This is a genomic window from Citrobacter cronae (assembly GCF_016893685.1).
GTDB classification, from domain to species: domain Bacteria; phylum Pseudomonadota; class Gammaproteobacteria; order Enterobacterales; family Enterobacteriaceae; genus Citrobacter; species Citrobacter werkmanii.
This window is the reverse complement of the sequence record NZ_CP069763.1, coordinates 1,930,472-1,945,244: the sequence shown is the minus strand read 5'-3', so window position 1 is coordinate 1,945,244 and position 14,773 is coordinate 1,930,472. Positions and strand designations below refer to the sequence as shown.

Below are 14,773 nucleotides of genomic sequence, written 5' to 3'. Positions count from 1 at the left end.
TTCAACTGCGCTTCTTCCAGCGCGTTACGGTATTTTTGCAGCGTCACGTTGCGGCTGTCATCGCGCTCACCGCGCTGGATAAGCAGGTTCTGAATACTGGCATTCAGCCCCGCCACCGACTGCTCGCTGGTCTGCCAGGCAGTGCGCACCTTGTCGAGATCGGATTGCGAAACATTCTGCATGGCACTCAGGCGTTGATAGCGGTCAAAGGTGGTCTTATCGTTACGGGCGTTGAATTGCGCGGTGCGCAGGTTGGCACGCGCAGAGGCGATCTGCGCATCTAATTGCTGGTTGCTCAGCTTCGCCAGCTCAAGGGCGATTTGCGCGGCCTCAACCTTATTGATAAACGGCGTCGGATCCAGTTCGTACAGCAGATCGCCCTTCTTCACCTGGCTATTGTTGTGCACATACACCTGCGAGACGTAGCCGGATACGCGTGAGGAAACAGGCGTTACCACGCGCATCACCGTGGAGTCCGGCGTCAGCGGGATCCAGATATCGGCAACGATAAACCAGGCGAATATTACCAGGAAAGCGGCAATACTCACCCTTACCCAACGGGCAAATTTTTGTTCTGGGGTCATCATAGTTTTTTAATGTTGATTGTCTTCTTCGCGGATTGTCCGCAAATTGCAGGCGATTTGATTTAACGTCGCGCTGAAGGCGGCAAGCTCCGCTTCAGGAATGGTGCAGGTGACGCGATGTTGATACATCTCAATCACCCGGTTAAGTTCTTCCAGTCTTGTACGGCCCTGCGCGGTCAGCGTCAGCAGTCGGATGCGTTTGTCATAAGGCGATGTGGAACGCAGCAAATACCCCTGCTTTTCCAGTAGCGTGAGGGTACGCATCAGCGGCGGCAGTTCAATGCCCTGCACCTGGGCCAGTTCACTGACCGAGACGTTGTCTCCCAGTTGATACAGCTGCATCAATACCGTCCAGCTTGATTGCGTCAGGCCTGTATCGGTGATGGCAGCATCAATAATGGCCCGCCACTGGCGTACCACCATCGCCATGCGCATCCCCATCGGACGGCGGGCAAACAGTTCATCTTCAGTCATGTTTCTTTTTCCTCATTGCTGAGAAGAAAATAATACTTATCAGGATAAGTATCAAGAAACAGACTATCAACAAGCATAAATTGATAAACACCGTGAATATAAAAGAGGCCGGATGCGCTAACACCCGGCCTCTGTCGATAGAAAATAATTACTCCACCTGATCGCGTCGCAGCCCGACATCACGCAGCCGCTCATCGCTCATCTGTTGCAACAGACACCGCGTTTGCGCCCGTAGCCGCCATGCTTTGTATGCTCGCCAGATCAGTACAAACCCAATGAACGGCTGCTTTGCTTTATTCTCATGAAATTCCATACCTTGCCTCCCGCCTTGCCAGAGGCTTTATCTTCACGGATTTGGGCCTGAACAATACAGACTCACAAAGTACTTTTATTTAACATACAGATTGGTTAAAAAGAGTTCTGCATCGCTTTTTTCACGCCAATCTGTACTGGTTTTTTTATCTGTATGGTACCCATGAGGGATACAGCATGACGCGTTACCAACATCTGGCCAATTTGCTGGCCGAACGCATTGAGCAGGGGCTGTATCGCCATGGCGAAAAATTGCCTTCGGTGCGCAGCCTGAGTCAGGAGCATGGGGTCAGTATCAGTACCGTCCAGCAGGCATATCAGACGCTGGAACAACTACAGCTGATCACGCCGCAGCCGCGTTCCGGTTATTTTGTCGCGCCACAAAAAGCACAACCGCCGGTGCCGCCGATGTCGCGTCCGGTGCAGCGTCCGGTCGAGATAACCCAGTGGGATCAGGTGCTGGACATGCTGGCAGGTCATGCGGACAAATCGATAATCCCTTTTAGCAGTGGCGTGCCCGATATCAATCAACCCAGCCTGAAGCCACTGTGGCGCGAACTCAGCCGTGTGGCGCAGCATAATCTCAAGGCGGTTCTGGGCTACGATGAATTACCTGGCTGTCGGGAATTGCGTCAACAGATTGCCCGGCTCATGCTGGACGGCGGTTCGATCGTCAATGCGGATGATATTGTGATCACTAATGGCAGCCAGAGCGGAATGTCGCTGGCGCTGCTAACGGTCTGCCAGCCAGGCGATATTGTCGCCGTTGAATCTCCCGCCTACTACGGCACTATGCAGCTGCTGCGCGGATTAGGGATCAAAGTTATTGAGATCCCGACCGATCCGGATGCCGGGATCAGCATTGAAGCGCTGGAACTGGCGCTGGATCAGTGGCCGATTAAAGGGGTGATCCTGGTTCCTAACTGCAACAACCCGCTCGGCTTTATTATGCCGGATGCGCGTAAACGCGCTGTGCTCGCCCTCGCCCAGCAGCACGATATTGTTATTTTTGAAGATGATGTGTACGGAGAACTGGCTACAGAATATCCACGTCCGCGTACAATCCATTCCTGGGATAGCGACGGTCGGGTGCTACTGTGCAGCTCATTTACCAAATCCGTGGCGCCGGGATTGCGCGTCGGTTGGGTTATTCCCGGTCGTTATCATGATAAATTTCTGCACATGAAATATGCCGTCATCGGCACTAACGTTCCTGCTACACAGCTGGCGGCCGCCACCTTCGTGCGCGAGGGGCATTATCATCGTCATGTTCGCCGCATGCGTCAGATCTACCAGCGGAATATGGAGATCTATACCTGCTGGGTACGGGAATATTTCCCCTGTGGGATCTGCGTCACCCGGCCGAAAGGTGGCTTTATGCTGTGGGTTGAATTACCACAGCAGGTCGATATGGTCTGCGTCGCCAAACAGCTCTGTCGCCTGAAAATCCAGGTCGCGCCTGGCTCGCTATTCTCCGCATCCGGTAAATACCGCAACTGCGTACGCATCAATTGTGCGTTGCCGCCAGACGAGAAGCATCGGGAAGTCATGCAAAAGCTCGGCGAGGCGGTAAAGGTGGCGATAGAGTAAGTCGGTATACCCGGCTTCGCCTCTGTCTAGTGGCTTAACCCCTGGATATCCTCAGCGGAAAGTCGGGTAATTTTTTGTACCGTGCTGATATCGATGCCATCTGCCAGCATGGTGCAAGCAATACGGAGCGCCTCAGTTCGCTGCCCCTCTATCAGCCCTTCTTGTTTACCTTCCTGTTTACCTTCTTGTTTACCTTCCTGCAGACCTTTTAGCCATCCTTTTTGAAAACCTGCCTCATGCAATCTGTCCGCGATCGTCATCAAATGCTCCTTATGTTGCGGTGAACGTTCAGCGACCCCACGAATAAACTCACTGAATCGAGGTGCATCGCCAGTTTGCAAAATATAATTAAACAGCGTCTTTATCTGGCTGTCATTAGTCAGTCCAGTAAGTAGCAGGGAAACAATTTGTTCAACAAGCCCCATAAGGNNGCCACACCCTCACCTGCAACTTTCTCTCTTTGCGAGGCGATTTCAGAGATAAAAACGTCCCTTTGTAACGTCCGCATTTATCTGGAACGTATCACGCAGAATCACGACCTCAATACACATTCCCGCTTTTTCATCGCACGCCCTGTGCTATAACAAATCATCACTTTCATGGAGGGCGAGATGTGACGCATACCCGGGATATTCCACAATCGTTCTGGCGTGACGCGCAGTTGCCGTGGCTGGAGCTGCGTAGCACCTGGCGTAGTCATCAAGCCTATAAACGTCATCATCATTCTCAGCTCTCGGTTGGAGCGATTCTTGAAGGTGAGACGTGCTGCCAGTGTGATGGCAAAGAATACCTCCTGAGCTCAGGCGACCTCATTGTGATCCCATCGCTGGCACCTCACAGCTGTAACCCCGTTAATGGGCGGTTTCGCAGTTACCATATGCTCTATCTTGATGCCCGATGGTGTCTGGCCCATCTGCCTGCGCTGAGCAGCAATCAGCAGCTTTACCCACGCACTCCCGTTATCCGCGATCCGCAATTATTCCAGCGCTATTTGCGCCTCGTGGCGCTCATGCAGCGGCAACAAACGACACAGATAACCGATGCAGCGCAGGCACTGCTGCGCTCGCTGCCGTTGCAATCGGTAAAAGCGGAAAACCTTAGCGCTGCCAGCGCGTATCTGCGTGAACGGTTGCAGTCCTGTTTGTTTGCGCCCCCCTCGCTGGACGATCTGGCTTATGAATGCCACATGCGTAAAGAGACGCTGATCCGTAACTTTAAGCAGGACACCGGCCTGACGCCGGGGAGTTATCTGAATATCCTGAGAGTTAACTATGCCCGCCAGCGGCTGCGGGCCGGGGACGAAATTGCGGATGTTGGCTACCAGAGCGGGTTTGCCGACCAGAGCCATTTCCATCGCACCTTTGTGCGCTACACCGCGGCTACACCGCGTCAGTATGCATTAGGACGATCAATATCAGACAATAATTAGCGCGGCATCAGGCGTAGGGTGAACTCGGATTCCTGCTCTGAGGTCACTATGTCACTGCTTGCTGAACTTTTTCCGTCTGCGTTTCCCGCGCTGGCGCTGGCGCATTTTGTCGCACTCCTTAGCCCGGGTCCGGACTTCTTTTTACTGGTCGGCTATGCCGTACGTTACCGGATGCGCGGCAGCGCCGGGCTGTGCGTGGGGATCGCCATCGGCAACGGGCTGTATATCCTGCTGGCGATTATCGGTTGGGGGATCCTGCGTCAGCTTCCTCTGCTGTTTACAGTTATTGAGCTATTGGGCGCACTCTATTTATTGTGGATTGGCAGTCTGCTGATACGCAGCCGCCCACAAACTCTGACCGGAGCAGACGCCCAGTCGACCTGTCCAGGGTTTGGCAAACAGCTGCTGCTGGGGTTAGCTTCGTCGCTACTCAACCCTAAAAATGCGTTGTTTTATCTGGCGCTAATGACCGCCCTGCTCGGCCCGTCGGTGACGTTGCTGCAACAAAGCATGAGCGGGATATGGATGACCAGCGTGGTGCTGTTCTGGGATCTGCTGATCGTCATGTTCATCGGTTTACCGCAGATCCAGCGACGCTTAACCAGAGGGATATTGTGGGTAGAGCGTATCGCCGGCGGCGTACTGATCATCTTCGGTTGTGCCATCGCGCTGCGTTTTTTGCAAAACATCTTACTCTGATAAACGTGGCGATTTTCTGCAAATAAACCGAATAAACTCGTTTAATTAATATCCAATCCACATTACACTGCAAATGGTTGCTACCCGTTCAACTTACTCTTCTTGAGGTGCGATGTGCTGATTGTTACCTGTAATCGTTACGCTTTCTGACCCTGCGTTAGTGAGCGTTTCTCCTGTTTGCGCTTCACGCTGACAGCGTTTTTGATTACATGAAATTCAGTACATTTGCAGTCTGCTTTTATTCTGTCATCGACCTGACGTCTTAAAGACGGTATTGAATTTCGTTATTCCCGTTGAGGGTTTTCTCCCGACAAGGAGCTGTTTTATGCAACGGATTCTCGCGTTTTTCTCCCAACGCGCTACGACGCTATTTTTTCCTATTGCGTTGATTTTGTATGATTTCGCCGCCTATCTGTCGACGGACTTGATCCAGCCCGGCATCATTAATGTCGTACGCGATTTCAACGCCGATGTCAGTCTGGCGCCCGCGGCGGTCAGTCTCTATCTGGCTGGTGGTATGGCGCTGCAATGGTTGTTAGGACCGCTTTCCGATCGGATTGGCCGCCGTCCGGTACTGATTGCGGGAGCGCTAATTTTTACGCTCGCCTGCGCTGCCACATTGTTCACCACCTCGATGACGCAATTTCTGGTCGCCCGTTTTGTGCAGGGCACCAGCATCTGTTTTATCGCCACCGTCGGCTATGTCACGGTGCAGGAGGCATTTGGGCAAACAAAGGCTATTAAGCTGATGGCGGTAATCACCTCCATTGTGCTGGTGGCGCCGGTTATCGGCCCGCTTTCCGGAGCAGCGCTGATGCATTTTGTACACTGGAAGATCTTGTTTGCCATTATCGCCGTCATGGGGCTTATCGCACTCATTGGACTCACGTTAGCAATGCCAGAAACCGTCCAGCGTGGCGCGGTGCCGTTCAGTGCGCGCAGCGTCTTACGTGATTTTCGCGACGTTTTCCACAACCGGGTGTTCCTGTTTGGCGCAGCCACGCTGTCGTTGAGCTATATCCCGATGATGAGTTGGGTGGCAGTCTCACCGGTGATCCTCATTGATGCTGGCGGCATGACCACATCCCAGTTTGCCTGGGCGCAGGCGCCGGTGTTTGGCGCGGTGATCGTCGCCAATATGGTGGTCGTCCGCTTCGTGAAGGATCCGACCCGGCCACGCTTTATCTGGCGAGCGGTTCCCATTCAGTTGAGCGGGCTGGCGGTATTGATTGCTGGCAATTTACTGTGGCCGCACGTGTGGTTGTGGTCAGTACTGGGGACCAGCCTGTATGCGTTTGGCATTGGAATGATCTTCCCAACGTTATTCCGCTTTACACTATTTTCCAACAACTTACCGAAGGGTACGGTTTCGGCGTCGTTGAATATGGTGATCCTGACGGTGATGGCGGTTTCTGTCGAAATTGGGCGTTGGTTATGGTTCAACGGCGGCAGGATTTCGTTTCATCTGCTGGCGGTGGTGGCAGGTATTGCCGTCGTGTTCACGCTGGCAGGCTTACTGAAGCGCGTACGTCAGCATGAGGCAACCGCATTAGCCGCAGAGAGTTAACCTTCTACGAACTGCCCCCATTCGTGAACACTGATATTGTGTTTAGCGGTTGGGGGCAATCCATCATTGTGCATCTACTTTTAATCATCTGACGAGAGATAACGGAACTTCCGCATCGGGTTCATGCGTGATCCGATTACGCAGGTCGCGGCGAATCATTTCAATGACCCAAAACCAGAAAATATGCCCAATAATTTCCGACACATATTCATCAAATGGTAGCTGAGACAAGGGCGGCGAAAGATGTAGTGCGGGAATGAAGATGCCATGAACTGCCACCGTCACGATTAAACCTGCCAGTACCCCCTGCCAAAGTTTAACTTTTGGAAAAATTTCAGCTGCAACGCAATACCCGACTGCAAACACTAATGAAAATATGATGTGCGTAACCATAACCGGATTAATCACATGTTCAGAAAAGGTATAGACCGTTTGCGTGGGATCAATCCCCAAATAGTCTCTGAGAAAAAGGTACGGAGGATTAAACTCATTTCTTCCCAGAGAAAATGTCCTGGGTGGAAGAGGAACTTCGGCCCCCCACTTAACAAATGCAGAAAGTACGCCAGAAACGATGCCGACTAACACGGCAACGCCATAATGGCGGCGTTCAGTTGGTGTCCTCGTGAATAAATCTTTCAGCTTCATAACTCATCATCCCCTCTGTGCCAGTAACCCTAAAAATCAGTAACTATGCTATCCAGGAGGGATGATAAAAATCGTGATTAAGATTATCCTTGATAAAAAATGATCTAAAATGACTGATTATGAGTTAATTTGATTGTAAATATAACGTCACCGCGTATGTCATGCAGGCGTTTTATCCGGCCTACTGGCTTACGTAGGCCGGATAAGGATCAACGCCATCCGGCAGCGAGTCTGTCACCTCACGCGATGCGCGCAAACCCCGCTTCCAGATCGGCAATCAGATCGTCAACATCTTCCAGACCAATATGCACCCTGACCAGCGTGCCGCTGAAATCAACCTCTCCGGCCGGGCGAATGCTGTTCAGCTCTTCCGGTTGATTCGCCAGAATGAGTGACTCAAAACCGCCCCAAGAATAGGCCATATGGAACAGCGAGAAATTATCGAGGAAATTCGCCATCTGCTCGTCGGTCAGTCTCTTTTTCAGCACAAACGAGAACAGGCCTGAGCTTCCGGCAAAGTCACGTTGAAAATACTCGTGTCCCGGACATTCCGCTAATGCAGGATGATTCACCCGCGACACTTCCGGCCTTGCCGACAGCCAGCGAGCAATGTGAATACTGCTCTCCTGATGCTGCTTCAGACGTACCGCCAGCGTACGTAATCCGCGGCTACCGTTGTAGGCTGTGTCGGCATCCAGCGTTTGCCCCATCAGATAGGAGTTCTCTCGCAAACGGTCCCAGCAGCGGGCGTTAGACACCGCCGTTCCCAGCATGCCATCCGAATGGCCTATGGTGTACTTGGTTCCTGCCTGAATGGAAATATCCACCCCGAAATCCAGTGCTTTGAAGAGAACACCCGCCGCCCAGGTATTGTCGATCATAATGACAATCTCCGGATTCACCGCGCGGATAGCCTTCACCATTCCGGGTACATCCTGGACTTCCATCGTGATAGAACTTGGTGATTCGAGGAACACCACCTTCGTTTCCGGACGCAGAAGATCAACGATCCCAGCCCCAATCAACGGATCGTAATACGTTGTTTCCACGTTAAATTTACTCAGGATCTTATTGCAAAAATCCTGAGTTGGCTCGTAGGCTGCGCCCGTCATCAAAATATGATCGCCGCTTTGGACGAATGCCAGAATCGCATTGGTCACCGCTGCTGCTCCACACGGATACAGCGCGCAGCCGACACCGCCTTCCAGCTCACTCATGGCTTTCTGGAAGGCAAAATGCGTATAGGTTCCGCGACGACCGTAAAACAGTTCGCCGTTAGCACGGTTGGCGGTGGCAAATTTCTTATCCTTCACGGTATCGAACACCAGCGAAGAGGCGCGTTGGATCACCGGATTCACCGCTCCCTGGGTATAGCGTTTGTCGCGACCAGCAACGACCAGATGCGTTTCAAGCTTCATAGCGTCTTTCATAACTTCTCCTGTTCTTAATCCGTGTGAAAACCTATACCACCGCAGCAGTAGAGTTTATTTCAGTGTTGGTCTGCTTTTTTCCAGCGAACCGTTCGACAATCTGTGCCGCGTTCAAATCATGGATGACGTTAATCAATGTAGCTGGCGCATCGGTAATGGTGCCCAGTACCACCAGCATCGGGATCGCTTCCATCGGCAGACCCAACGTGGTGACGATAAAGATCTCGCCAAGGAACGCCCCACCGGGTACGCCGCCGACGATAATGGCGGAGAGCACCGCAATCAGCATCGTCAGGAAGAAGGTTTCGGTGGTGAACTCCATACCCAGCACGGAATAGATAAAGACAATTTTCAGTGCGGCTATCATCGCCACGCCGCCTTTATTCAGGTTCACCAGCAGCGGAATGGAGACATCAACGATTTCCGGGTTGATCCCCATCGCTTTACCGGCGCGCAGCGTCACCGGGAGCGTACCCAGCGAAGAACAGGTCCCCAGCGCGGTTGCAGAGGGTTCAATCGCGTTACGCCAAAAGGCTTTCACCGCCGGAATACCGCCGCCAATGTACGAATAGAGAATAGAGCCAAAAACAAAGTAGACCAGCGTAGCAACCATAAACAGGCCAATGGCGCGGGCAAAGGTTAGCAGCAGAGCAGAGTCCTGGCTGGCCATGGTGGCGGCGAAGTAGCAGCCCAGACCAATCGGCGCAACCTTCATGATGATTGAGACGATCTTCATGATCACCGTGTTGGCATCTTCCAGCAGTGAGGCAATGCGTTTCCCAGCCTGATCCGATTGGCCAATCGCCACACCCGCAATGATCGCCATCACGATCAGCGCCAGGATATTGGACTTAGAAAACAGTCCAATAAAGTCGCTGGTGGTAATCATGCTCACAAAATCCATCTTGCCGCTGCCCGCCTGCACGGACTGCGAGAGATCGATAGTGACGCCCTGCGCCGGGTTATACCAGAGCGCCAGCGCGACGATCCCGGCCGCCGGAATAAAGGCCATCGCGATCGAAACAATAAAGATAATCGCCATAATGCGTCCCAGCCTTTTCAGGTCGGTCATACTGGCGATCGAAGACATAACGCTGATCCCCACCAGCGGCACAATAATCATAAATAACAGGTTTAAGAATATCTGACCTATTGGCTGGAGTTTACCTGCCAACGATGGGGCATAAATACCTAATAAGCCGCCAATCACCAGAGCAACTAATAAAATAATCGACGATCTGTAGGGTTCGAGTCGTGACCACATAATCGGTACCTTTAGAATAATAATTAATGAGATTAAATTCACAATGTGATGAGTTGCCGTTGCGCCTCCTGTTATTTTGTGACGTAACTCACCTAAGTTGTTATTTTTTCATTTTGCCAGTAAGTTGTTTCCTGTGATTCAATAGTTGCATGTTTAAAAGCCGAATGTAACGGCCTATTCGTACCGTTTTTGCAAATCACTTGTGAATTAAAGGAAACTATGAGTACGCCGATTTCACTCAAGCATCTGGAATTTTTTACGAAAATCGTCGATTGCGGGGGGCTGTCGGAAGCCGCGACGCAGCTCAATGTCTCGCCGTCTGCGGTCAGTAAAAGCCTGGCCGCGATGGAAGACACGCTGGGGACGACGTTAATTAAACGCACCACCCGCAGTATTACCCTGACCGACGCCGGGCAATATCTCTTCAACCGCGCTAATAAGCTTTTGAAAGAATTCGATGAAACGCTGAATACCACTTCCGGTTATTACCACAGTCCACAGGGTGAATTACGTATAACCTGCTCAATTGCGTTTGGTTATTCCCGACTGGTGAACCTGGTGGATAAATATCGCGCTCAGTTCCCGGATGTGAATTTATATATCGATCTCAACGATAACTTCGTGAATCTGAACGAAACGGATTTCGACATCGCTCTGCGCATTTCTACCGCGCCGCCGCAGAACTATGCCATGCGCAAGCTGGTGCCTGTCCGCTGGGCGTACTGCGCCTCACCAGGCTACCTTGCCAAAAAAGGCATGCCCCAGCGCCGCAGCGATCTGGTCAACCATGATTGCCTGGTGTATCCGGGTCTCACGCCAGTGCTGAAAGTGGCTGATGAACATGATCGTCTGCATCAGCTCAAACTGCATATGCCGATCCAGGCTAATAGCAGCCTGGTATTACTGAAGTCGGTACTGGAAGATCAGGGCGTGGCGTACTTGCCGACCTACCTGATTGGCGATCATATTCAAAAAGAAGAAATAACACCGTTGATGCTCGACGGCACGATTACCTGTGAAACTCATGCTCTGTATGCGCTTTATTTTCCCAGTAAGTACAGCAACCCCAAGGTACGATCGTTTATCGATTTTCTGGTAGCGGAACTCGGTCCCTTACCTGCCTGGGACAACTGGATCCCGGAGTAAGATCTGGTCGCCTAAAAACGAGGGCCGCACCACATTTTTTGCACGATCCTGTCGTCTGGCTCTATTCTTAAGCCTATGAATAAAATTGCTGAACTCAAACGCGCCAAACGACTGGCGCTCTCATTGCTGCTGATTGCCGCCGCCACTTTCGTTATCACGCTGTTTCTGCCGCCTAACTTCTGGGTGCTCGGAATCAAAGCGATCGCTGAAGCGGCGATGGTCGGCGCACTGGCGGACTGGTTTGCCGTGGTGGCGCTTTTTCGCCGGGTGCCGATCCCTTTTATCTCGCAACATACGGCGATTATCCCACGCAATAAGGATCGGATCGGGGAAAATCTCGGTCAGTTTGTGCAGGAAAAATTTCTCGACACTCAGTCCCTGGTCACGCTGATCCGCCGCCATGAACCGGCGCTGTTGATCGGGAACTGGTTCAGCCAGCCGGAAAACGCCCGGCGTATCGGCCAGCACCTGCTGCAAATTATGAGCGGTTTTCTCGAACTGACCGACGACGCCCGCATTCAGCGGCTGATCAAGCGGGCAGTGCACAAGGCCATCGATAAAGTTGATCTCTCTGAAACCAGCGCATTGATGCTGGAAAGCATGACCAAAAACAATCGCCATCAGGTGCTGCTCGACACGCTGATCGCCCAACTGATCTCTCTGTTACAACGCGATAGCTCGCGGGCATTTATCGCCCGGCAGATCGTGCACTGGCTGGAGACCGAACATCCGCTGAAAGCGAAGATCCTGCCGACAGAATGGCTGGGCGAGCACAGCGCCGAACTGGTTTCTGACGCCGTAAACTCTTTGCTGGATGACATCAGCCACGATCGCGCCCATCAGATCCGCCACGCCTTCGATCGCGCGACGTTTAAGCTCATCGATAAGCTCAAACACGATCCGGAAATGGCCGTGCGAGCGGAAAGCCTCAAAAGCTATCTGAAAGAAGACGAAGCCTTCAACCGTTATCTCGGCGAGCTGTGGGCAGACCTGCGTCAGTGGCTGAAAACCGATATCAACGCCGATGATTCTCGCGTGAAGCAGCGCATTGCCAATGCCGGGCAGTGGTTCGGCGAAACGCTGGTTGCCGACAGCGCCCTGCGCGCTTCATTGAATGGGCATCTGGAGCAGGCCGCGCATAAGGTTGCGCCGGAGTTTGCCACCTTCCTGACGCGCCACATTAGCGACACGGTGAAAAGCTGGGATGCGCGCGATATGTCACAGCAAATTGAGCTAAACATTGGCAAAGATTTGCAGTTTATTCGCGTCAACGGCACGCTGGTCGGCGGTTCTATTGGGCTGCTGTTATATCTGCTGTCGCAAATTCCTTCCCTGCTGACGCTGGCGAATCTTTAAGGGGACCACCTTGCTGGTGATGCCGCTCGCCCGTCAACTTAGCGTGCCGCGCAATATTAATCTGCAGGGAAGCGGCGCTCAGGCCATCATTAGCGCCACGCTGCGTGGTGCCGTTGCGTTGTTTTTTGCTGCGATTATCATCCTCACGTAATTATATAAACAGCGATTCGCCAACCCTAAAAGGGTATAAATTCACCGTTAGGTTTATTCACATCAGTCCGTTATTTAATGTCAACATTTAATAAATGTATAAATAACCAACAAAATACTCATCAGGAAATTTATAAACTCACTTTAAAATGCGTAAAAATGGACATGTTAATTCAACATCAACACCATCTTCAAAAACACATATATTCTGGTTTAAAAAAATCACTCGTATTAATAATCCTGATCGGTTTAATTTGATCCATTAAAAGCAGGCAGATGTAAAAAAGGCGTCTTACAAAAGACGCCTTTTACATATTATCACAACAAATTAGAACTGATAGGTCAGACCCGCAACAACCTGGTTGTCGCCGTCAGCGCCATCAAGCAGGTTAATTTTATAACCTACATCAGCAACCATATTTTTGTTGAAGTAGTAGTCCGTACCCAGCGCCACATATTCGGTCAGGTCATTATTATTGTTGTCACGCGTATGGACATAAGCCACGTTCGGACGCAGACCAAAATCAAACACATACGCAGCCATCGCTTCAAAGTGCTCAGCTTTGTCCGCATCCTGAATCAGGTTGTGGGACTCACCATACATCGTCGCTACGTAGATGGCGTTAGCATCATACTTCAGGCCAGCACCCCAGAACTCTGCGTTTTCGCCATCCCAACCATTCTGTTTCTGCTGAGCAGTCACAGAACTGGTGGTGTAGGCCGCAATCGCAGACACGCCGGAATCGGCGATATTATCGTAGCCCAGGGAGAAGCCGTAGCCATTGCCATGCTGTTTCGTTGGATCCTTATCGGTATCATCCTGACCCTGATATTGCGCGCCAAGGCTCAGGCCATCAACGGCACCAAACAGATTTTTGGTGCGGAGTGTTGCAACGCCAGAAGTGCGTGTAGTAAGGAAGCGGTCAGTATTTTCATAGGAGTCACCGCCGAACTCTGAAAGAGTGTCAGTGTAAGCTCCCACGTCGTAAGCGATACCGTAGTTACGACCGTAGTCAAAGCTAACGTCATGGCCATAATCCAGACCAGCAAACGCCAGACGTGTATTAACACCATTCTGAGAACCTTCTGCTTTAGCGGCATCAAACTGACTTTCAAACTGACCATAGCCAGTCAGTTGATCGTTGATTTGAGTCTCACCGCGAAAACCCAGACGTGCGTAGGTGCCGTCAGCATCGGTGCCGTCAGTCCAGGAGTGGACCGCTTTTACTTTGCCGTACAAATCAAGTTTGTTGCCATCTTTATTATAAATTTCCGCTGCATGAGCGGAAGTGATGCCTAATGCCATCACTGCTAATACCACTGCTGACTTTTTCATATTTTTACTCACTTTTAATTGTGAATTTTGCTATCAACTTTGTTATGAAGGCAGAAAGTCCTCATAAAAAAGCCCCCTGAATACCAAGGGGAGAAATCAAAAACACACCAATAAAGGCAATAATGAAGTGGCAATAAATAATTCACTACTCAGATTTCATTCAAAATCCGGAATAAGGTCAGCCAGGTTTACTCTTGATTCTCGCCCTGGTTAATAGAGCGATGTAGCATTAACGCCTCAGCGATAATATCTTGTTTACTTTTTCGCGTTTCAAATGCCAGCGTTCGGACATATTCCCACAGAGAATTATCAACACGGGCACTTAAAAGAACCATATCTTTAGATCGGGTACCCCTGGCTTTTCGGATATCGGGATAATCTCGAGAAGGCATCGTCATCATCTCCTGAACGCAATAAGACGCTTATGGCGATGAAATATGCAGTCAGTGTAAAAACATGTCAACGGTAAAAAGCATTCACAATCGTAATAAAACTGTTAATAAAGCGAGGTAAAATGGAACGATATTTCAAGTGAAAGATAACTTGTTTATAGAATAATGTGTAATTTTAACTTTACATATATTCATTTTTATTCATTTGATTAAAAACGCATGAAGCATTGACACGAATTATTACACTCAATCAAAACATCATTACAGCCAATAAGTTACATACCGTTATTAATGTCTACTTTTATGCGAACTGCTTGTTTTTATGTACTGTTATGCAAAGCGGTTCTACCCAAACCACTGCCGGAATCACTTTGATTCTCACTTAATGCTGACCTGTTT

14 protein-coding genes and 2 pseudogenes are annotated in these 14,773 nt (G+C 50.8%); 7 read left to right on the top strand and 9 right to left on the bottom strand.

Features of this window, described 5'->3' with window-relative positions:
- The 3 genes from JSN25_RS22030 to JSN25_RS08295 form a co-directional block, all read right to left on the bottom strand.
- A partial coding sequence (locus JSN25_RS22030) for an HlyD family secretion protein (protein WP_233638432.1) occupies positions 1-587 on the bottom strand: 587 nt, incomplete at its 3' end.
- 6 nt (positions 588-593) lie between these two features.
- Positions 594-1,058 carry a MarR family winged helix-turn-helix transcriptional regulator gene (locus JSN25_RS08300; protein ID WP_038636927.1) on the bottom strand — a complete coding sequence of 155 codons (465 nt, stop codon included), beginning with the start codon at positions 1,056-1,058 and terminating at the stop codon, positions 594-596.
- Positions 1,059-1,206: 148 nt separating this feature from the next.
- Positions 1,207-1,371 carry a DUF1127 domain-containing protein gene (locus JSN25_RS08295; RefSeq protein ID WP_069324123.1) on the bottom strand — a complete coding sequence of 55 codons (165 nt, stop codon included), beginning with the start codon at positions 1,369-1,371 and terminating at the stop codon, positions 1,207-1,209.
- Positions 1,372-1,547: 176 nt separating this feature from the next.
- Here JSN25_RS08295 and JSN25_RS08290 point away from each other — a divergent pair, with 176 nt between their 5' ends.
- A complete protein-coding gene (locus JSN25_RS08290; protein WP_069324124.1) occupies positions 1,548-2,960 on the top strand; it encodes an aminotransferase-like domain-containing protein in 1,413 nt (470 codons plus the stop codon).
- Between the two features lie 26 nt (positions 2,961-2,986).
- Here JSN25_RS08290 and JSN25_RS08285 read toward each other — a convergent pair.
- Positions 2,987-3,388 (bottom strand): annotated as a pseudogene (locus JSN25_RS08285) (Rpn family recombination-promoting nuclease/putative transposase); the annotation flags it as partial.
- A gap of 185 nt (positions 3,389-3,573) precedes the next feature.
- Between JSN25_RS08285 and JSN25_RS08280 the strand changes: the two are divergent.
- From JSN25_RS08280 to mdtM, 3 genes are all read left to right on the top strand, one after another.
- On the top strand, positions 3,574-4,389 hold the full coding sequence (locus JSN25_RS08280; RefSeq protein ID WP_038636922.1) for an AraC family transcriptional regulator: 816 nt from the start codon (positions 3,574-3,576) through the stop codon (positions 4,387-4,389).
- Positions 4,390-4,437: 48 nt separating this feature from the next.
- Positions 4,438-5,088 carry a LysE family translocator gene (locus JSN25_RS08275; protein WP_085048372.1) on the top strand — a complete coding sequence of 217 codons (651 nt, stop codon included), beginning with the start codon at positions 4,438-4,440 and terminating at the stop codon, positions 5,086-5,088.
- A gap of 325 nt (positions 5,089-5,413) precedes the next feature.
- Positions 5,414-6,655, top strand: a complete 1,242-nt coding sequence (gene mdtM / locus JSN25_RS08270) for a multidrug efflux MFS transporter MdtM (protein WP_087857434.1) — start codon at positions 5,414-5,416, stop codon at positions 6,653-6,655.
- Positions 6,656-6,739: 84 nt separating this feature from the next.
- Here mdtM and JSN25_RS08265 read toward each other — a convergent pair whose 3' ends face one another.
- The 3 genes from JSN25_RS08265 to JSN25_RS08255 all read right to left on the bottom strand — a co-directional run bounded on the left by JSN25_RS08265 (position 6,740) and on the right by JSN25_RS08255 (position 9,994).
- Positions 6,740-7,300 (bottom strand): YagU family protein, encoded by a 561-nt coding sequence (locus tag JSN25_RS08265; RefSeq protein WP_038636914.1) that lies wholly within the window; start codon positions 7,298-7,300, stop codon positions 6,740-6,742.
- 239 nt (positions 7,301-7,539) lie between these two features.
- A complete protein-coding gene (metC, locus tag JSN25_RS08260) occupies positions 7,540-8,730 on the bottom strand; it encodes a cystathionine beta-lyase (RefSeq protein WP_087857435.1) in 1,191 nt (396 codons plus the stop codon).
- Between the two features lie 31 nt (positions 8,731-8,761).
- Positions 8,762-9,994: a dicarboxylate/amino acid:cation symporter gene (locus JSN25_RS08255; protein WP_038636908.1), complete on the bottom strand. Its 1,233-nt coding sequence runs from the start codon at positions 9,992-9,994 to the stop codon at positions 8,762-8,764.
- 219 nt (positions 9,995-10,213) lie between these two features.
- On the opposite strand from JSN25_RS08255, the gene JSN25_RS08250 reads away from it, so the two are divergent.
- From JSN25_RS08250 to JSN25_RS08240, 3 genes and pseudogenes are all read left to right on the top strand, one after another.
- Positions 10,214-11,140: a LysR family transcriptional regulator gene (locus JSN25_RS08250; RefSeq protein WP_087857436.1), complete on the top strand. Its 927-nt coding sequence runs from the start codon at positions 10,214-10,216 to the stop codon at positions 11,138-11,140.
- A gap of 75 nt (positions 11,141-11,215) precedes the next feature.
- Positions 11,216-12,496: a DUF445 domain-containing protein gene (locus tag JSN25_RS08245; protein ID WP_085048375.1), complete on the top strand. Its 1,281-nt coding sequence runs from the start codon at positions 11,216-11,218 to the stop codon at positions 12,494-12,496.
- A pseudogene (locus JSN25_RS08240) lies at positions 12,492-12,647 on the top strand (MFS transporter); the annotation flags it as partial. The gene JSN25_RS08245 and the pseudogene JSN25_RS08240, both read left to right, overlap by 5 nt.
- A 327-nt stretch (positions 12,648-12,974) precedes the next feature.
- Here JSN25_RS08240 and JSN25_RS08235 read toward each other — a convergent pair.
- Both JSN25_RS08235 and JSN25_RS08230 read right to left on the bottom strand, forming a co-directional pair.
- On the bottom strand, positions 12,975-13,982 hold the full coding sequence (locus JSN25_RS08235) for a porin (protein WP_069324131.1): 1,008 nt from the start codon (positions 13,980-13,982) through the stop codon (positions 12,975-12,977).
- Between the two features lie 188 nt (positions 13,983-14,170).
- Positions 14,171-14,383, bottom strand: a complete 213-nt coding sequence (locus JSN25_RS08230; protein WP_370602398.1) for a hypothetical protein — start codon at positions 14,381-14,383, stop codon at positions 14,171-14,173.
- Between the last annotated feature and the right edge of the window lie 390 nt (positions 14,384-14,773).

What these genes read in the sequence shown, in the direction of transcription:
- mdtM (WP_087857434.1), top strand. Translation starts at nt 5,414, where the DNA reads ATGCAACGGATTCTCGCGTTTTTCTCCCAACGCGCTACGACGCTATTT.
- JSN25_RS08230 (WP_370602398.1), bottom strand. Translation starts at nt 14,383, where the DNA reads ATGATGACGATGCCTTCTCGAGATTATCCCGATATCCGAAAAGCCAGG.
- metC (WP_087857435.1), bottom strand. Translation starts at nt 8,730, where the DNA reads ATGAAAGACGCTATGAAGCTTGAAACGCATCTGGTCGTTGCTGGTCGC.
- JSN25_RS08255 (WP_038636908.1), bottom strand. Translation starts at nt 9,994, where the DNA reads ATGTGGTCACGACTCGAACCCTACAGATCGTCGATTATTTTATTAGTT.
- JSN25_RS08235 (WP_069324131.1), bottom strand. Translation starts at nt 13,982, where the DNA reads ATGAAAAAGTCAGCAGTGGTATTAGCAGTGATGGCATTAGGCATCACT.
- JSN25_RS08245 (WP_085048375.1), top strand. Translation starts at nt 11,216, where the DNA reads ATGAATAAAATTGCTGAACTCAAACGCGCCAAACGACTGGCGCTCTCA.
- JSN25_RS08290 (WP_069324124.1), top strand. Translation starts at nt 1,548, where the DNA reads ATGACGCGTTACCAACATCTGGCCAATTTGCTGGCCGAACGCATTGAG.
- JSN25_RS08300 (WP_038636927.1), bottom strand. Translation starts at nt 1,058, where the DNA reads ATGACTGAAGATGAACTGTTTGCCCGCCGTCCGATGGGGATGCGCATG.
- JSN25_RS08250 (WP_087857436.1), top strand. Translation starts at nt 10,214, where the DNA reads ATGAGTACGCCGATTTCACTCAAGCATCTGGAATTTTTTACGAAAATC.
- JSN25_RS08265 (WP_038636914.1), bottom strand. Translation starts at nt 7,300, where the DNA reads ATGAAGCTGAAAGATTTATTCACGAGGACACCAACTGAACGCCGCCAT.
- JSN25_RS08295 (WP_069324123.1), bottom strand. Translation starts at nt 1,371, where the DNA reads ATGGAATTTCATGAGAATAAAGCAAAGCAGCCGTTCATTGGGTTTGTA.
- JSN25_RS08275 (WP_085048372.1), top strand. Translation starts at nt 4,438, where the DNA reads ATGTCACTGCTTGCTGAACTTTTTCCGTCTGCGTTTCCCGCGCTGGCG.